17 protein-coding genes and 1 pseudogene are annotated in these 16,741 nt (G+C 61.5%); 6 read left to right on the top strand and 12 right to left on the bottom strand.

The window, feature by feature from the left end; translation table 11 throughout:
• Window positions 1–190: 190 nt before the first annotated feature.
• The gene (locus E4K65_RS03965; protein ID WP_235885483.1) at window positions 191–490 is read right to left on the bottom strand and encodes a CoA transferase; all 300 of its coding nucleotides are present in this window, start codon (window positions 488–490) and stop codon (window positions 191–193) included.
• Between the two features lie 99 nt (window positions 491–589).
• Here E4K65_RS03965 and E4K65_RS03960 point away from each other — a divergent pair, with 99 nt between their 5' ends.
• The 4 genes from E4K65_RS03960 to E4K65_RS03950 all read left to right on the top strand — a co-directional run bounded on the left by E4K65_RS03960 (window position 590) and on the right by E4K65_RS03950 (window position 3,943).
• Window positions 590–1,420, top strand: a complete 831-nt coding sequence (locus tag E4K65_RS03960; RefSeq protein ID WP_135172981.1) for an IclR family transcriptional regulator — start codon at window positions 590–592, stop codon at window positions 1,418–1,420.
• 52 nt (window positions 1,421–1,472) lie between these two features.
• Window positions 1,473–1,784 (top strand): hypothetical protein, encoded by a 312-nt coding sequence (locus E4K65_RS03955; RefSeq protein ID WP_135172980.1) that lies wholly within the window; start codon window positions 1,473–1,475, stop codon window positions 1,782–1,784.
• 241 nt (window positions 1,785–2,025) lie between these two features.
• Window positions 2,026–2,202, top strand: a complete 177-nt coding sequence (locus tag E4K65_RS46910) for a hypothetical protein (protein WP_167770497.1) — start codon at window positions 2,026–2,028, stop codon at window positions 2,200–2,202.
• 244 nt (window positions 2,203–2,446) lie between these two features.
• Window positions 2,447–3,943: a lyase family protein gene (locus E4K65_RS03950; protein WP_135172979.1), complete on the top strand. Its 1,497-nt coding sequence runs from the start codon at window positions 2,447–2,449 to the stop codon at window positions 3,941–3,943.
• Window positions 3,944–4,142: 199 nt separating this feature from the next.
• Here the strand turns inward: E4K65_RS03950 and E4K65_RS03945 are convergent, their stop codons facing one another.
• Window positions 4,143–4,532: a transposase gene (locus E4K65_RS03945; protein WP_283813809.1), complete on the bottom strand. Its 390-nt coding sequence runs from the start codon at window positions 4,530–4,532 to the stop codon at window positions 4,143–4,145.
• A 158-nt stretch (window positions 4,533–4,690) separates the two neighbouring features.
• Window positions 4,691–5,392: a GntR family transcriptional regulator gene (locus E4K65_RS03940; RefSeq protein WP_135172978.1), complete on the bottom strand. Its 702-nt coding sequence runs from the start codon at window positions 5,390–5,392 to the stop codon at window positions 4,691–4,693.
• 137 nt (window positions 5,393–5,529) lie between these two features.
• Between E4K65_RS03940 and E4K65_RS48445 the strand changes: the two are divergent.
• Window positions 5,530–5,772 (top strand): annotated as a pseudogene (locus E4K65_RS48445) (ATP-binding protein); the annotation flags it as partial.
• Between the two features lie 323 nt (window positions 5,773–6,095).
• Here the strand turns inward: E4K65_RS48445 and E4K65_RS03925 are convergent.
• The 8 genes from E4K65_RS03925 to E4K65_RS03890 all read right to left on the bottom strand — a co-directional run bounded on the left by E4K65_RS03925 (window position 6,096) and on the right by E4K65_RS03890 (window position 14,651).
• The gene (locus E4K65_RS03925) at window positions 6,096–6,848 is read right to left on the bottom strand and encodes an SDR family NAD(P)-dependent oxidoreductase (RefSeq protein WP_135172976.1); all 753 of its coding nucleotides are present in this window, start codon (window positions 6,846–6,848) and stop codon (window positions 6,096–6,098) included.
• Window positions 6,845–7,714, bottom strand: a complete 870-nt coding sequence (locus tag E4K65_RS03920; RefSeq protein ID WP_135172975.1) for a fumarylacetoacetate hydrolase family protein — start codon at window positions 7,712–7,714, stop codon at window positions 6,845–6,847. The genes E4K65_RS03925 and E4K65_RS03920 overlap by 4 nt, the downstream gene beginning before the upstream one ends.
• 21 nt (window positions 7,715–7,735) lie before the next feature.
• The gene (locus tag E4K65_RS03915) at window positions 7,736–8,518 is read right to left on the bottom strand and encodes a 2-keto-4-pentenoate hydratase (RefSeq protein ID WP_135172974.1); all 783 of its coding nucleotides are present in this window, start codon (window positions 8,516–8,518) and stop codon (window positions 7,736–7,738) included.
• Between the two features lie 12 nt (window positions 8,519–8,530).
• On the bottom strand, window positions 8,531–9,412 hold the full coding sequence (locus E4K65_RS03910) for an alpha/beta fold hydrolase (RefSeq protein ID WP_135172973.1): 882 nt from the start codon (window positions 9,410–9,412) through the stop codon (window positions 8,531–8,533).
• A 40-nt stretch (window positions 9,413–9,452) separates the two neighbouring features.
• On the bottom strand, window positions 9,453–10,499 hold the full coding sequence (locus E4K65_RS03905; protein ID WP_135172972.1) for an aromatic ring-hydroxylating oxygenase subunit alpha: 1,047 nt from the start codon (window positions 10,497–10,499) through the stop codon (window positions 9,453–9,455).
• A 76-nt stretch (window positions 10,500–10,575) separates the two neighbouring features.
• A complete protein-coding gene (locus tag E4K65_RS03900; RefSeq protein WP_135172971.1) occupies window positions 10,576–12,387 on the bottom strand; it encodes an FAD-dependent monooxygenase in 1,812 nt (603 codons plus the stop codon).
• Between the two features lie 44 nt (window positions 12,388–12,431).
• Complete coding sequence (locus E4K65_RS03895; protein WP_135172970.1) at window positions 12,432–13,379, bottom strand: 3-carboxyethylcatechol 2,3-dioxygenase; 948 nt, start codon at window positions 13,377–13,379, stop codon at window positions 12,432–12,434.
• A 54-nt stretch (window positions 13,380–13,433) separates the two neighbouring features.
• Window positions 13,434–14,651: an ABC transporter substrate-binding protein gene (locus E4K65_RS03890; RefSeq protein WP_135172969.1), complete on the bottom strand. Its 1,218-nt coding sequence runs from the start codon at window positions 14,649–14,651 to the stop codon at window positions 13,434–13,436.
• A 116-nt stretch (window positions 14,652–14,767) separates the two neighbouring features.
• On the opposite strand from E4K65_RS03890, the gene E4K65_RS03885 reads away from it, so the two are divergent.
• Window positions 14,768–15,553 (top strand): IclR family transcriptional regulator domain-containing protein, encoded by a 786-nt coding sequence (locus E4K65_RS03885; RefSeq protein ID WP_167770496.1) that lies wholly within the window; start codon window positions 14,768–14,770, stop codon window positions 15,551–15,553.
• 428 nt (window positions 15,554–15,981) lie between these two features.
• Here E4K65_RS03885 and E4K65_RS03880 read toward each other — a convergent pair whose 3' ends face one another.
• Entirely contained in the window at window positions 15,982–16,659 is a 678-nt protein-coding gene (locus E4K65_RS03880; protein WP_135172967.1) for a TetR/AcrR family transcriptional regulator, read from the bottom strand.
• Window positions 16,660–16,741: the final 82 nt, after the last annotated feature.

The raw sequence follows: 16,741 nt of genomic DNA, 5'->3' as shown, positions 1-16,741 counted from the left end.
AGCCTGCTTCAGCAACCGCCGCGCCTAGGCAAGAACGGCGCATCGACCATGCGCCCCACCAGTGCGAAGGCGGCTTCCCGTTCTTACGCGCCTCTCAGAGTACCCCCCGCGCATCGTGCAGTTCCGCTGCCGTGGGTGCGAAGCCGCGGCGAAGGTACTCGCTAATCATTCGGCACCTCGCCCGAACATCCTAGGAGCGTGCCGGCTCGAATTTGCCGAGATTCGCGAAAGCCCGGCTATTCAGCGCCTTGAGCCTTTGCCACCAGGCGGGCGGATGGATCGCTGTTGCATAGCACCGACAACTCTGCGACGGCGCAAACGGCGTCGCTATTCCGTCGGTATATGGCGGGCCCCAATCTCTCACCGGATTGCCAACACCCGTTCGCTCGACCTTAATGACCTCTGCACCCCGCTCAGCAAGCACTAATCCCGCGTAGGGCGCAGCGATGCTGTGGCCCAATTCCAGCACGGTAAGGCCCGACAAGGGCATTTCTGACATCTGTCCTCCCGTGATCAAAGACAGCCTTAAGGCCGCTCCGATCGGCGCAAAAACAAGCAGGACAAGCGTCATGTGTAAAGAATAACCATCATGCTTGTGTCCACTTATCATGGTTGTGATAAAGTGGGCCGCTGCGCGGGCATGACATGTGCGATCGCAGCAGCTTCGAAGCAACGGGTTGAAACGATGGATAGCTCTGCAATAAAATCCGCGAAGCGCGTCTTGGAGGTGTTTGAATTCTTTGCCCAGCGGCGCGGCTCGGCAACGATCGGAGAGATCTCCAAGGCACTCGGCTATCCGCAATCAAGCACGTCCGTGCTCATGAAGTGCCTCCATGAATTGAGATATATGCAACATGATGTGAGGCAGCGGACATACCGGCCGACGCTACGATTGGCGCTGACCTCGAGCTGGCTACGCGACCAACACTTTAGCGGCTCGGAGCTGACTTCCTTAATGACTGCGCTGCGCGACGAGACTGGGGGCAGTGTTGTGCTCGGTATCCAAAACGGCATCGATCTGCAATATATTCAAGTCGTACCGACCCTTATGCCCGTTCAGTTGGTGATGCGCATCGGCCAGCTACGCCCGCTTTGTCGTACAGCCGTTGGCAAAATCTTGTTAGCGCAACAGTCCGAGGACAAAATCGCCGCCACTGTGCGCCGCATCAATGCTCGCAACAACAAAGCCGAGCGGATCAATTTCAAAGCATTGATGAATGATCTGGTCGAGGTGCGGCGCACGTCTATTGCGTATTCAGTCAATGCGGCCTCAGTTGGAGCGGCGGTAATTGCAGCCCCCCTCGCCTTGTCGGACCGAGACTTGCCGATGGCCATCGGCATCGGAGGTCCCGTCGATTACATCGAGCCGAATAGGACAAAAATAACAGAAGCATTGAAGAATGCTTTGCATCTTGCGTGAGCGCGACTTGCCCAGCGAGGGAGTTCCGGCATTGACAGATTTGCAGCCTCGAATGAAGAAGCTCATGTTGCCGACGAGCACCATGGGCCCCGGTCGTGAATCAGCCTGGCCGCCAGTTGCAACTGCTCCGGATTTCAGGCGTCATCCCTCATCCCGGTACTTAACCGGCCGCCCGTTGATGGCGTCAGCGTTGAGGCATTTGGAGTATCGCCGCCGTGACCCCGGACGAGCTGAGATTGCCCGCACCGATCGCGATGCCGCCGATGATTACCGGCTCTCCCATCCCGCTCTTGCTTTTGCTGCGCCTGCATTTAGAGCGGGCCAGGATCTGATTGAATCGTTTGGGATTCCCAAATCAGGCTGATTCAAGCTACCTGCTGGCGAAGGAGGTCGGCGGGCGCGGCAACATTTCTGTCGGTCGATCTTCGCAAGCGTGTGGTTGCCGCCATCCAGGGGCATGTCGCGTCGGGAGGAGGCTGCGCACTTTGGTGTGGGGGTGTCGAGCGCGATCCGCTGGGTGGCGCAGGCGCGCGAAACGAGCAAGGTGACGCCGAAGCCAGAGGGCGGCGATCGAAGCGCAGGCCGAACGCATCCTCGCACTGATTGTGACCGAGCCCGACAGCACGTTCGAGGAGTTGAAAGCGATGCTCGCCGCCTACGGTCACGCCTTTAGCGTCTCTGCGCTCTCGCGCTTCTTCCAGCGCCGGACCATCACGCTCAAAAAGGACCGCGCACGCCGCCGAGCAGGAGCGGCCGGACGTCCTGAAGAAGCGGGAGGATAGTTGCGCGAGGTCGACCTTTCATTCGCGATGGGCATTGCGAGCAATCTGGCGCTATTTCGACAGTCGGACTCCGGTTTCCGCTGTTTGTGTTCGGCGACAATCACGATCGTAGGCTTCTCTAGTACTACTCAGTCAATCATGCTGATCCCGCGCACGAGATCAATGGAGCAGGCTCATGGCTGCATTGCGCTGGCGCCCGGCAGCACTTCACGTCATAAGGCAGAAAACAAGGGAGGTTATCGCAATGCGCGCTCATTCCGCCGCAATCCTGTTGTCAGCCGCTCTCATCGTCCCGTCACAGGCCGCCCCGCGCGACCGCTTCTTCTGGCTGTCGGAGATCAACAAGGCCTCAGCCGTGATGGTCGTCGAGCGCGGCATCGTGCCGAAGCCGCTGGGCGCCAAGATCTTTGACGCGATCAACAAGGTCGATAGCTCGGGCGATGCACCGGGAGCGGCACGCTCCGGCGATTATCTCATCGTGGAAAAAGAGCTGATGGCGGCGGGCGGGCCCGACATCAGCCGGTTGCATTCCGGGCGCAGCCGGCAGGACATCGGCTCGACCACACAACGGCTGATCACGCGCGACGATTTCCTCACCGCTTTCGAGAAGCTGAACGGCATGCGCGACGCGCTGCTGGCGCTCGGAGCACAGGCGCCGAACGCGATCCTGCCGGCATATACCTGGGGCGTGCAGGCGCAGCCGGTGACGCTCGGCCACTATGTTTCCGCCTATGCCAACGCGCTGGATCGACAAGCCGCTCGGATGCGCGAGGCCTACGCGCGGCTAAACCAGTCGCCGCTCGGCGCCGCCGCGCTCGGCACGTCGAGCTTCCCAGTCGACCGGCCGCGGCTGGCCCAACTGCTCGGCTTCGATGCACCGGTCGAAAACTCGCTCGACGCCAACCAGGTTTCGCCGATCGACGGCGGCGCCGAGCTGGCGGGGCTTGCGACATCGAGCGCACTGATACTCGGCGCCTTCATCGCCGACGTCACCACGCAATATGCCCAGACCGAGCCGTGGATCGTCCTGACCGAGGGCAACGAGACCGGCATCTCCTCGATCATGCCCCAGAAGCGCAATCCGAGCGGGCTGGTGCGGCTGCGCGCGGAGGCGAGCACGCTGATCGGCGAGGCCGCGACCTTCGCCATCATCGCCCACAATGTCGAGCCTGGCATGAGCGATTACAAGGATTTCGGCAATCCGAAGGAATATCCGAACGTGATGCTGCGGGACATGGCGGCGCTGTTCGCGCATGCCGAGAGCATTATCCGCACCATGCGCTTCCGCCCCGAGCGCGCGCTCGACGAAGTCAACAGCGACTACTCCACCACGACAGAACTCGCTGACACCCTGCAGCGCGAGGCCGACGTGCCCTTCCGCATCGGGCATCATTTTGCATCGGAGCTGGTCAACTACGGTCGCGGCCGCCGTCTGCGTGCGAGCCAGATTCCGTATGCGGAGGCGCAGCGGATCTACGTGGACATCGCGACGGCTGCGAAGATGGAGACAAAACTGCCGCTGTCGGAAGAGCAATTCCGCCGCTCGCTCAGCGCGGAGAACATGGTCGAAGCGAGCAAGGGCCTCGGCGGCCCGCAGCCGGCCGAGGTCGCGCGCATGCTCAAGGGCGCGGGCGATCACCTCGCGGCCGATCGTGCCTGGCTCGATGCAGCGCGGGCGAAACTCGCAGATGCATCGCAAAAGCTGCAGCAGGCCTTCATGGGATTGCGTGAGGGGAAATAGCTCGTAGCAACCATTAAACGGTTGCTGCCTTTGGGATCGTCTGCGTCTTCCAATGGTGACGGCGTGCTCGCGTCGGTCAAGGCGTGGCCTGGCGGCAGATCAGGTGAGGTTAGGGCGAGCGACGGCCATCCTTGACCGACGTTGCGCGCGACGTCATAGGCGTCCGAAGGTCGGGACGAAGAAACGCGTCCAGGTCGAACTAAGAAACAGGGAATGATCGCATCGGTGGTTCGCCGCACCACGGGGTACCGCGAGCCACCACTGTGTTGGCGAAGATGAGCATCTTCCTGGCACAGGCAATGAGTGCGCGCTTGTGTTCCTTTCCTGCGGCAGTCAGCCGTTGATAGAGCTTGATGAGCTGCGGATTCCATCGAAACGACGCCGCCAATGAAGCAGTGTAGAAGGCGCGACGCAGCCGCTTTCGTCCGCCTTCGATATGTCGAACACCGGTTTGCTCGCCGCTGTCGTCGTCATAGGGCGCAAGACCGGCAAGGGCGACAGCCTGCTCCCGTGTGATCCGCCCGATCTCCGGCAGGCGCACCAGGATCGCCACGGCGGTCGGCAGTCCGATGCCATCGACGCTGTTGATCAGAGCAAGCCTCCTGGCGAGGTCGGGGTGTTTGCAGATCGCGGCATGCCATTACAAGCCGTCGGCGCAAGATTTGTTGGCTTCTGCCGCTCGGCCGCGCGCATCCGTTCCGGCATTCAACGAACGCCGGCACTCGCTGCATAGTGAGATCAGAGCTTTCAGCCCGCCGGCTGCTTGTCCTGAATGAGGGTAGCGATGACGCGATCTCCACCCTTCATGAGATCCTCGGTGAGCGCGGCCCGCGCCGCTTTGGCATCACGGGAGCTCAGGGCCGTGATGATGCGTTGGTGCCCTCGGGCACCTTCCGATGTGAGATTCATCGGGATTTGGTTGAATACAGGCCCGATTTGAAGCCAGAGCGACTCGATGATCGAGAGCAACAACGGGCTCTTGGCCGCTTCATAGATGGTGAAGTGGAATTCCTGATTAAGCGCCCAAAACTGCCGCTGCTTGTTCGTGCCCAGCGACTTGATCTTCTCATGGAGTCGCTTGAGCTCGGCAATGCCATCAGTGCCGATGTGCGCGCAGGCGAGCGCGGCTGCCTCGCCTTCCAAGAGAATACGCACGCGGCGGATCTCCAGGAATTCGTCGATCGTTATTTCGGGCACGATCACCCTGTGATTGGGCAGCATCTTCAGCGCGCGCTCGACCACCAAGCGGCCGATGGCATCGCGAACCGGCATGAGGCTGACGTGTAGGCTTTGCGCCAAGGTCCGAAGCTTCATCTCGGCTCCAGGAACGAAGCCGCCGGACATGATCATCGTCCGTAGCTCGCGGTAGACCCGGTCATTCAGCGTCTCCCGCTCGACCGCGCGTATCGAGCTCTCGAAATTGGTTTTATCGCCCCCCTTGGATATCAACCGAACCGCCCCTCTTCGCCGATCTGCCGAATGCACATCTTAGCAAGAGACCCCGGCTAGGCAAAATGGGGCGGGCCATGGCTGTCCAATCGGGAGCCCTCGCCTCCGAATTGGCGAATGGCGCGCCTGGCTGTCGCTTTGAACGTATGCTCACGACGAAAAAGACTGGAATGGGCATGGGTTTGATCATCTCCAGATCCATCGTTGAGGCACATGGAGGCCGCATCTGCGCCGAAAACAACTCGTCTTTGGGTGGCGCACGGTTTTGCGTCACGCTACCAGTGATCGCGCGTGTCAAACCGGCGCCAGACCCCGCCGGCGCCGAAACGCCACCAGCCTTCGCCTCCCATCGACCCCGGCGATCGAAAGGGGAGCGATGAGGCCGGCGCGCCGCTCCGGCTCGAACATCGGGTCCGCCATCCAGCTCAAGAAGCCGGAATCGACGACAAGGCTCTTAAGCACCGTGATCGAGTTCTGACGATGACGTCACGCATGCCGAGGCATTGTTCGGCGAACACACGTTCGACGTGCTGATGCGGACCGGTGCCGGCGGCGGGATCGTCCATTTCTCGTGAAGCGTATCAGCCAGCGTCAACTTTCGCCGTCGCCTAAGAGGATGGCCCGACGCAACGATCACGTGGCTCGTGTCCTCCCAGCAGCAATCCGCGAATTGCAACGATTTCGTCCGTATCCGGCGCTTCCGTCAATATGTCGCCCGGCCGCCAGACAGATCAAACACCGCACCCGTACTAAACGAGCATTCTTCGCTCGCGAGCCAGCATACCAGCGAGGTCGCTTCCTCGACGGTACCGAACCGTCCGAGCGGTATCTTCGACAGCATAAAATCGATGTGCTGAGGGGTCATCTGCTCGAACAGCGGCGTTCTGATCGCCGCCGGCGTGATGCAGTTGACGCGGATACCCGTCGTGGCCGTTTCCTTGCCCAGCGATTTGGTGAGCGCGATCACGGCGGCCTTGGACGCGCTGTAGGCGGAAGCGTTCGGGTTGCCTTCCTTGCCGGCGACCGAGGCGACGTTGACGATGCGACCGTAGCCTCCCTTCTCCATCGCGCGGACAGCGGCGCGGTTACAGTAGAAGGCTCCGTTGACGTTGACGTCGAAGACCTTGCGCCAATCGCTGGCGGCGTAGTCCTTCACGGCTCCGTTCGGGCCGGTGACGCCGGCGTTCGCCACCAGAATGTCTAGCCGGCCGCCCAGATCGTCGATGCTCCGCCGCATGGCCGCATCGACGGCGTCTTCCTCCGCGATGTCGACCGACTGCGTGTGCGCCGCGCCGGCCTCCGCCGCTGCTGTGGCGAGAACGGAGGCGTTCAAGTCCCACATGGAGACCCGAGCGCCTTCGGCCGCTAGGCGACGAGCCACGTCGCGACCGATGCCGGACGCCGCGCCGGTGACGACGGCCGTTCGTCCTTCGAATCTTCCGCGATAGACCGTCACGACCGCGGCCCCACAGCAGGCGACCACTCACGGGTTTGCTGACGTTGCGTTCCGAGACCCTCGATCCCGAGCGTCATGACGTCGCCCGGCTTGAGATAGATGGCAGTGGGCTTCTTGCCCATGCCCACGCCAGGCGGCGTACCTGTCGCGATGATATCGCCGGGCATCAGCGTCATGAAGCGGCTGACGTAGCTGACGACCTCGGCGCAGTCGAAGATCATGGTCCGGGTATTGCCCACCTGCATGCGTTGCCCGTTGACGTCGAGCCAGACGTCGAGCGCCTGGGGGTCGGTGATCTCGTCCGTCGTCACCAACCATGGCCCGACAGGACCGAAGGTGTCGCAGCCCTTACCCTTGTCCCACGTGCCGCCGCGTTCCATCTGGTACTCGCGCTCGCTCACGTCGTTCACGATGCAGTAGCCGACGACGTGGGCGAGCGCGTCGGCGCGCTCGACGTAGGAAGCTCGCGTGCCGATCACGATTCCGAGTTCCACTTCCCAGTCGGACTTCGTCGAGCCTTTCGGCAGAACGACATCGTCGTTTGGTCCGCTGAGCGAAGTGATCGCCTTCTGAAAGACGATGGGTTCGGAGGGCAGCGGAAGGTTCGCCTCCGCCGCATGGTCGGCATAGTTCAGACCGATCGCGATGAATTTGCCGACGCCTGCGATCGGCGCGCCAAAACGCGTCTCGCCGGCGACGAGCGGAAGCGTGGATGGAGCGATCGCAGCGATCTTCTGTAGCGCTGAACGCGACAGGTTGGCGGGGGTGAGGTCGGCGATGACATTTGACAGGTCGCGCAGGCGGCCCTGATCGTCAACGAGCCCCGGCTTTTCGGCACTTGGATTGCCGAATCTGGCGAGCTTCATCTGGTGTTCCTTCGGATGTGGTTAAGCGAACCGCGCTGAGACGGTGCCAAGCCCCGCGATGTTGGCCTCGAACGCGTCGCCCGGGCTCACCGCGACCATCGGGCCGAGCGCTCCGGACAGCACGACGTCGCCGGCGCGCAGCGGCCGCTTGCGGCGGGCAAGTTCGCCGGCGAGCCAAGCCATCGCGTTGAGCGGATTGCCGAGACAGGCCGCGCCGGCCCCCTTCGAGACGACCTCGTCCTTCCTCGTCATCTGCATCTGGAGAGCACGGAGATCCAAGCCATCGAGCCGGCGCACGGGCCCTCCAAGAACGAAGAGGCCCGACGACGCGTTGTCGGCGACGGTATCGACGATGCCGATATCCCAATTGGTGATGCGGCTGCCGACGATCTCGAGGGCCGGCATCGCGTAGGCCACCGCGCGCAGCACGTCGGCCACCGTAGGCGCCTCGACCTCGACGTCCCGATCAAGAAGGAAAGCCACTTCCGCCTCGATCTTCGGCTGAAGGACACGCCCCGCAGCGACAGGTTCGTCCTCGCCCACGATCATGTCGGCGAAGAGAACTCCGAAATCCGGCCTGTCGACGCCGAGTTGCTTCTGCACGGCGCGCGATGTCAGCCCGATCTTGCTTCCGACCACGCGCCGGCCTTCCATCTCCCAATGCGCGGTGTTCTCCTGCTGGATGGCGTAGGCCCCATCGACGTCGAGGTCCGCCAACTGCGGCCGAATGGGCGCGATCGGGGTGCCCGCATAAGCGGCGCGGATCTGAGCGGCAAGGTCGCTGTGCTTGGCCTGCTGGTTCATCTGAACGATCCTTTATTTGCCGGTCCGCAGGAATTCGATGTGGAGCCGATTGAACTGCTCGGCGTCCTCGAACTGGGGCCAGTGGCCGCAGCGATTCATGACCACGAATTTCGAACCCGGAATCATGTCCGCGATCTGCTTCCCCTCCTCGGGCGTCGCCGTCGGATCGTGCGAGGTCCACACGACCATCGTCGGCGCCTTGATAGACCGATATTGGTCGGCGGTGATCATGTTAGGCCGGCGGATTTCCATCTCCTGCAAGCACATGATCCGCTTCATGGTGTCGGCAAATCCCGGCTGTGCGTAGATTGCGCGGCGGGTCTCGATCAGATCGTCCGAAACCATGCTCTTATCGCACATCAGGAATTCGAGACGCGCCTTGATCCGTTCCCAAGAGGGATCGGACGCAGCTTCGTTAGACAGCTTCTTCAGTCGCTCCATCACTTGGGGGTGCGCTGTCCAGCCGCCGGCGGTGTTGAGGACAAGCTTCTCGACCGCGGCGGGACGATGCACGGCGAGATAGGTCGCGACCCAACCGCCCAACGATTCACCGCTGATCATCGCCTTGTCCCTGCCGAGCGTCTTGAGGACAGCGAGGACATGATTGGCGTAGTCCGAGACCTGGTAGTCGATGGCCGGCTTGTCGGTCCATCCATGGCCGAGCATGTCGATGGCGACGAACCAGAAGTGATCGGCGTGCGGACCGAAGTTTCTGGAATATGCCTCTGCATGGCCGCCGACGCCGTGCAGCGCGAGGACGAGCGGTTTGGAGGGGTCGCCCGACTCGATGCAGCGGGTTCGAATTCCGCCGGCATCGATGAAGTGCTGTTTGAAGGAGACACCCCTAAGATCGGCCCAGACGCTGGAAAAGTTTTCTGGTCTTTTGTCGCTCATGACTGAATCTCTTTGGTTTGTAATTGTCGCTGACGAACGGTCAGGCGAGCTCTTTTGCGACCAGATCTGCTAGGATCCGGCGCCAACGAACGACGCCGACATCGATGTCAAGCATCGCGGGCTTGAACTCTCCGCCATAGCGCTTGATCACCTCATACTGCGCTCGCATCATTGGCTCGTCTTGCTCAGCGAAGGCCTTCCTGCGGGCTGCGGCGAGACGCGCCTCGATTTCCTCCTCCTCCTGCGGGGAACGCTCGATCAACCCCCATCGTGCTGCCGCGAAATGATAGAAGCTCGTCGCTTCAGTCTCTGGTGTTATGAGGTGAGCCGCATGGACCCCGGTCCCCTCATCCCTACTCGCTCCTGGCGAGGTCACATTGATGTCAAGCAGGATGATTGATGGCGCTATCCACTTCACGACGTGCTGCTTGTCCACCGGACGACCATCGGCATGAAAGATCAGATCCGAATACTCGGGTGGTCTCACGTTCGGCATAGTTCGTGAGACCGTGATCGTATTCCCGGATTGGACCAATTGGTTGCGCGTGCCGATCATGTCCGCACCTCCAAGAAGGCCGTCATGAAGAAAGCTTACGTGGCTTAGGTCTACAAGGTTGTCGATGATAAGCTGCCATGGTGTGGCCATGTGCAGGTACGCGGGTTTGTTGAGCTTGTAGCCTGTGCCGGGTTCAAGGAAGTCGATGGTCGGCGTCTCAGTCACGTTGTCCGCATCGCCCATCCACACCCAGATCATACCGTACTTCTCTTCGACCAGGTATGATTTCACTTTTGCCGCGGGCGGGATCCGGCCGTTACCATGTGGATTGTAAACACAGGCGCCTGTCGCATCAAATTGAAGACCATGGTAAGCGCACGCGATCCGGTTGTCGCCGCAGAGCTTGCCCATGGAAAGGGGAGCGTATCGGTGAGGGCACTTGTCCTCGAGTGCAACGAGGTGACCATGGTCGGTTCGGTAAATCACCATCCCCTCGTTAAGGATGGTGCGCTTGTAGATCTTGCCGGCCTCCAAATCTGCAGAGAGCATCGCGACGTACCATGCATTCTTCAACCAGGCTAAATCATTCATTTGTACCTCCCATGCGATGGCTTGGCGCCACCTCGTTCAGACCGGCTCGGACGACTGAATTTCGTTTGTTTGCGTGTCAGGCGAAAAGCGGCGTGCCGCTGGGCTTCGACGGAGAGGATGATTTCTCGCGCGGGATGGCCGAGAGGTCCTGGAGATCCAGGACCGTCCGAATGGCCGCACTGAGCCGGTCAAGGGCCGCGCTTGCGTCGGGCGTTCCCTCAATGTCGCGCCAGGCGACCACTCCATCGGGGCGAACCAGCAGAACTCCGGCTTCCTCGATCTCGCGAATGCGCTGCCACTCGCAATAGAGGTCCTGCGCATCTGGCGAGCCCGTTACCACGACGCGGAGGAACGGGAGGTCGAGGCGCAACGCCGCTTCCTTCCACGCCCCGCCGGCAAGGCCGGTCACGATCGTGAATAGGCCCCTTCCGGTCACGTCGAGCGTCGACATGCGCAAGCCGTCACGGTCGACGAGCCATGCATGCGGGATCTTCGCACCAGGGCGCGACGTCGGTTGATGGTAGAGGCCGCGATCTCGCCGCCACTCCTCCGGCTTGGCATCGACGTCCGGAATCACTGCCGAGGATTCGTACCGCTGGTTCATCTCGGTGCCCTGGGCATTGAACTCCGTCTGCTTCAGGTCCAGCGCTGCTTGCGCCGCCTTCCGGGCAGCTACGCCATCCGGCCCCGGATCGCGGAAGCGCGCGATACCTGCGGCGACCGGGTTCTCCGCGCCCGGCACCCTGAAGCACGCGTTCAGCGGGGCGTAGTCGAGCCGGGATTGGTTTGCCCGCAGCACGATCTGCTTTCCGACGGGAGCGCGCTCCTGCGAGTAGCTCTCCAGCAGCTTCGGACCGGCCCAGCCCTTCACCGAATAGGCAAGCTTCCAACCGAGGTTGTGGGCGTCCTGGACGCAGGTGTTGTTGCCCAATCCGCTCGATGGCGGATGCCGGTGGACCGCATCGCCGCCGCAGAGCACCCTGCCCTTCGAATACTGGGTCACGTAGGCCTGATTCACGTACCAGATCGACGTCCGGACGATGTCGATGTCCACCAATGGATCGCCGATCAACACCTTGATCCTCGGAATGATGGCTTCCGGCGACAGGTCCGGCTCGCCCTTGCTGATGTCGAAGCCCCAACCGGCGATCCATTGTGTCCACGGATGCACGGCCCGGAGCAGGCCCATGCCGATCTCGCCGAAGCTCGCATCCGGCGTCACGATCCAGTTCAGGATGCTCGGCCGATGTTTGCTGTATTTGGTCAGGTCACAGTTGAAGACAGTGTAGACGGTACCTGCGCGCGCCATCTGTCCTTCGATCGGCAGGCCCAGATGATCCACCACCATCGAGCGCGCGCCGTCCGCGCCGACCATGTAACGCGCGCGGACGGTGTACTCTCGCCCGTCGAGCCGATCGCGCAGCGTGGCCGTCACGCCGTCCGCGTCCTGCTCATGACGGACGTACTCGGTGTTGAACGCGAAGGTTGCGCCCTTTTCGGCCGCCTTCTGGAACAGAATTGGCTCGAGCAACGGTTGGATGATGTCGACCATGCCGCAGGGGCTTGCGCGCAGATAATCGCCGCGGCGGTCGTCGCCGGTCCCCCATGTCCGCATCCGGATCAGTTCGGAGCCGGCCAGGCTCGTCGTGAAGGTCGTGTCGCCCATGAGCTCCCAGGTGCTCGCGTACCGCGCCACGTCCTCCGCGACCCCGAGATCGCGGAAGACCTCGTTGGCACGCTGGTTCGTGATGTGGGCGCGGGGGCTGTCAGCCATCCAGTTGCCACGCGATATGATGTGACTGCGAACGCCACAATTGGCAAGCGCCAGGGCGGTCGTCGAGCCCGTGGGGCCGGCGCCGATGATGAGCACGTCCGTTTCGTATGCCATTTGCCTGCTCCGCGATGCTGCCGCATTCGCGCGGGGTTAGTCGATCAATGAGCGCCGTCGGCCTGCTTGGCCGCCATCATCGCCATGCCGGCGATCCAGCCCGGAATCGCTTCGTAGAATTCCTGATCCATCTTGAAGTGGCCGCTTCTGGAAAAGGCTCCGAAGGCGGCGACCCATGCGAGGACCTCGTTTGCGCCGCGTCCAGCGACTTCGCGGACCTGGCTGGTATCGAGCGCGTCAGCGCGCCAGATCTGTCCGCTACGAAGGATCTCCATGAATTCCGCGTCCCACTTCGGATTGAGCGGCTGGCACGGCCCCTTGCCCGCCTCGGCAAGAAGACCCGCCTCGAGCACGCGCTTCTCGCGAGCTTCCTTGGCCTCAGCCGTCGGATTCCGGCCGTTGATCAGCCGCTCGCGGATTTCAGGATCATCCCTGATCGACGGGAGCGGTGGATCGTGCGAGAGTCCGCCGGACGCGGCAAACAGCACCCGCTTGCCGGACCGCATCGCGAAGCGGCCAACGGATTCCCCGAGTTGGCGGGCCCGGCGATAGGTCGGCACCGGCGGAGCAGCGGCGTTCACGAAGATCGGCAAGATCGGGATGGACTTGAAGTCCCCGAGCATCGCTTCCCACAACTGGACGAAGCCGTGATCGACCGGCATGCGGTAGGACACCGCGACGTCGAAATCCTCGGCCCGCAAATGGTCGATGAGTTCGAGCGCCGTCTTCTCCGGAACGTCCAGCGGGCCCGTCCCGCCTCCCCAATCGCCCAGGGACACGGCTCCCGCTCCGACGCAGAACGAGGGCATTAGATCGTAGAAGAAGCCGTTGAAGTGATCGGGCGCGAACTGGACGATGTAGTCCGGCGCAAACTCCTTCACGAAGCTTCCGAGACGTCCGAACGCGGTTCGGACACGTTGCTCGGTCTCATTGCTGGCAGGCCCCTTGTACATTAGGGGAGTATGGGAAGCGCAGACGATGGCGACTGACATGGGCGAATTCCTTCGAACGCCGAGTTAAGTTGTCGAACGGTTGGCTGCGGCCAGCTACTTCTTCACCAGCGGGCATGGGCTTTCGGAAAGCGGTCGGTTAACGGATTCACCAGACAACGTCTGCACGACGTTGTAGAGATCCCAAGCGCCCTTGTTCTCTCCGGGCTTCTTCACCTGGAGCAGGTACATGTCGTGGATCATCTTGCGATCTTCGCGGATGTAGCCGTCGGCCGCGAAGACGTCGTGCACCCGCTCTTTTTCCATCTGCGTCATTACGGTCGGCGCGTCGTCGGTGCCCGTCGCCCTGACCGCTTTGAGGTAGTGCGCGACGGACGAGTAGACGCCGGCGTGGAAGCCAGTCGGCATTTGCTTCGCCTTGGCGAAGAATTTCTCGGCCCAGGCGCGCGTATCTGGCGTCCGGTCCCAGTAGAACGGCGAAACTTCGTAGGCGTCATGCGCGATCTTCAGGCCCACCGCGTGCACGTCCGTCAGCACCGATTGCAGCGGCACGATCTTCGCTTTTGCGCTCAGCCCAAATTCATCGGCCTGCTTCAGCGCCGTGACGGTATCTCCGCTGGAAGCCGCGATCGCGATGACGTTGGCGCCGGCGCTGGAGGCGGTCAGCAGGAAGGATGCAAAGTCGGACGTGTTCGGCGGAAACACGGAGTTGCCCACCACCTGGCCGCCGTTGAGCTTGACTTGCTCTGACGTATCGCGCGTAAGCGCATTGCCGTACGCCTGATCGACGGTCAGGAAGTACCACTTGGTTCCACCTGCCTCGATCACGGACTTGGCTGCGCCCTTTGCGAGATTGTAGGTATCGACCGTCCACTGCACCGTCAGCGGCGAACAGGCCTTGCCGTTGAAGTCCGACGAGGTCGATCCCGAGAGCAGCATGATCTTGCTCTTCTGCGCGGCCATGTTCTGCACCGCGAAGCCGATCGGCGAGCCCTGCATGTCCGCAACGGCATCGACGCCTTCCACGTCGAACCAGCGGCCAGCGATCTGGGAGCCGATATCGGGCTTGCCGGAATGGTCGGCCGAGATCACTTCGACGTTCAGGTCGGCACCGAAGTCTTCGGCGGCCATCTGGGCGGCAACGACCGAGCCCTTGCCGTTAGCCATGGATGTCGGACCGGCGATGTCGGTCAGAACTCCGATCTTGACCTTGCCATCGCTGAGCTTCGGAGTGCCTCCGGCGGTCTGCGCCGCCGCTGGCGCCGCCAAGGCCAGACACACGGCCGCGGACAAATAAAAGCTTGACTGAACCATCGTTTCCTCCCGTCGCCGCCTGTTTGGGCGTGCGGGCGATGGTTTGCCGCCGATTGAACTATGATTCCATCTGAGTCTGTGAAATGTTCGCAGTGCGAACACGTCCGGAGGCGATCATGCACCGCAACGTCAGGGCACTTTCCCGAGGGTTGGCCCTGATCAATGAGCTCAACGCGAGTGGGCCATCGAACGTCGTGCAGCTCGCAAAGAGGACCGGCCTCAACCGAACAACCTGCTACCGTTTACTCGATACGCTGCGCGAAGACGGCTACGTAACGTTCGACGAAAGAAACGCTTTGTTCGGTTTGACGCCCCAAGTGCGCGCCCTGAGCGAAGGCGTTTCGTCGCGCGACTTGTCGAGCCAGGCCGCGCTTCCGGCAATGTTCAGCCTGCTCGACCAGGTATCGTGGCCCAGCGACTTCGGAGTGTTTGAACTCGGCACCGTGCTAATCCGGGAGAGCACCCACCCCTTCAGCCCCTTCTCGGTTCATCGTTCAATGGTGGGGCGCAGAAGGTCATTGGTCCGGAGCGCCTTGGGCAAGGCCATCCTGGCTGCCTCACCGCCCGAGTTGCGTCGCGAGATGCTCAATCTAACCGCCTCGCTCGTCGAGGAGGATGCCGAGCTGGCGAAGGATCGCCGCTTCATTGAGGACATTCTTCTGCAGACGAGAAAGGATGGCTACGCATCGTCAGTTGGAGGGTCCGAAGCCGGCATCAGCGCCATCGCATTGGCCATTCCTGGTGGCGGTCCGATTCTCGGCAGTCTCAACCTCATCTTCTTCTCGTCCTCGATGACGCCAGAGGCCGCTGCGAAGAAGTATCTGCCGAGCTTGAAAAAGACGGTGAAGGAAATTGAGCGTCGGTGGTCTGCGGCAAATAGGGCGCGAGGAAAGGTCACATGAGGGTCTGCACCGAAGTTGCGCGACGTTTAGCTAGGCTTCGATAGTCGTTTAGGGTAATCGGGCTCACTGTAAGCCCTCAAGCCACACCGTTCGTATCATAAGGGCTGTGGATCGGCGCGGCTTTTGCCTCCACGACCGGCGTCCAACACTGACCCCGCCCGGTATGCAGTAAGCGCCTGGATGCATTTCGAATTAGCGCAATGAGGAGCCGGGGTGCATGTTGGAAGCCGAAAGGGGTCAATATTCGGAGCCGCGACACACTCGGGAATTGACGGTTCGCCGGCAAAGTACCGTCTCGGACGTCGATATATCGCTATCGACCCCGAGGATGGGTGCGCTCATTTGCGGCGAACGTCGCCGTCGGAGAATCTCGAGCTTATTTTCACACTGCCGGTCCACTTCTTTTCACAAGCATCTGAGGGAAGTGACTATCGCACAGGCGATGTCGACCCAGCGCGAACCGGCTCTCTGGAGGCATGGAGTTGATCGCCCGTGAAGTGAATAATGCTGTCTCCACGAAGTGCTCCAATTGCGAAGTCCATGATCTGCTCTAGATTTGGTCGATGAAAACCTCCCGTCGTAGCGATTAGGCGCGGATTGCAAAACACAGCCGTCGTCACAAGAAGACATCGCCCAAGGATTATACTATCTCCGCTTTGAAACTGGTGTCGTGCTATCCCTTCCGAGACGATGTCGGCCACGATGGACTCGATCCGCTCAGTGAAGGAACGGCTAACCAACCAGTCCTCTCGTATCGAAATCACCACTAGTTCATGGAGATGTTTTTCGTTGAGGAAGCGATCAGCATGGCACTTCTCGATAGCCGCCAACGTCGCTCTTAATCGCTCGGCGGGAGTTCGCGGGGTTACAGAGGCTTCAGTCGCGAGAGTGATCACCTCGGCAAACAACCTATCTGCGACAGCATCGTTCATCGCTTGCTTCGAGCTAAAGAACCGATAGACGTTTGCCGGCGACATCGAACACTCGCGCGCAATATCGGCCACCGACGTCTTCCTATGACCCATCATCCGATACAGTCTGGTAGCAGCGTCCAGAATGCGACGGCAGGTAGCAGAATGTTCGGCTGCTAAGTTCTTATGTTTCATGGCCCTGAAACGCTGGCTATTCTCGCATGCTGTGAATCGCGCGTATAATGCTTAGGTGTTCGAGCCTGGGTTGCCTCGGGGA

Source organism: Bradyrhizobium niftali, assembly GCF_004571025.1.
In the GTDB taxonomy this organism is placed as follows: Bacteria; Pseudomonadota; Alphaproteobacteria; order Rhizobiales; family Xanthobacteraceae; genus Bradyrhizobium; species Bradyrhizobium niftali.
The sequence above is the reverse complement of the archived record's forward strand: the minus strand, read 5'-3'. Positions and strand labels throughout refer to the sequence as shown.

Bases quoted from the DNA above. Each gene is read 5' to 3' on its own strand.
- E4K65_RS03965 (WP_235885483.1), bottom strand. From the start codon at position 490: ATGCCCTTGTCGGGCCTTACCGTGCTGGAATTGGGCCACAGCATCGCT.
- E4K65_RS03960 (WP_135172981.1), top strand. From the start codon at position 590: ATGCTTGTGTCCACTTATCATGGTTGTGATAAAGTGGGCCGCTGCGCG.
- E4K65_RS03955 (WP_135172980.1), top strand. From the start codon at position 1,473: ATGAAGAAGCTCATGTTGCCGACGAGCACCATGGGCCCCGGTCGTGAA.
- E4K65_RS03950 (WP_135172979.1), top strand. From the start codon at position 2,447: ATGCGCGCTCATTCCGCCGCAATCCTGTTGTCAGCCGCTCTCATCGTC.
- E4K65_RS03920 (WP_135172975.1), bottom strand. From the start codon at position 7,714: ATGAAGCTCGCCAGATTCGGCAATCCAAGTGCCGAAAAGCCGGGGCTC.
- E4K65_RS03915 (WP_135172974.1), bottom strand. From the start codon at position 8,518: ATGAACCAGCAGGCCAAGCACAGCGACCTTGCCGCTCAGATCCGCGCC.
- E4K65_RS03910 (WP_135172973.1), bottom strand. From the start codon at position 9,412: ATGAGCGACAAAAGACCAGAAAACTTTTCCAGCGTCTGGGCCGATCTT.
- E4K65_RS03905 (WP_135172972.1), bottom strand. From the start codon at position 10,499: ATGAATGATTTAGCCTGGTTGAAGAATGCATGGTACGTCGCGATGCTC.
- E4K65_RS03900 (WP_135172971.1), bottom strand. From the start codon at position 12,387: ATGGCATACGAAACGGACGTGCTCATCATCGGCGCCGGCCCCACGGGC.
- E4K65_RS03895 (WP_135172970.1), bottom strand. From the start codon at position 13,379: ATGTCAGTCGCCATCGTCTGCGCTTCCCATACTCCCCTAATGTACAAG.
- E4K65_RS03890 (WP_135172969.1), bottom strand. From the start codon at position 14,651: ATGGTTCAGTCAAGCTTTTATTTGTCCGCGGCCGTGTGTCTGGCCTTG.
- E4K65_RS03885 (WP_167770496.1), top strand. From the start codon at position 14,768: ATGCACCGCAACGTCAGGGCACTTTCCCGAGGGTTGGCCCTGATCAAT.
- E4K65_RS03880 (WP_135172967.1), bottom strand. From the start codon at position 16,659: ATGAAACATAAGAACTTAGCAGCCGAACATTCTGCTACCTGCCGTCGC.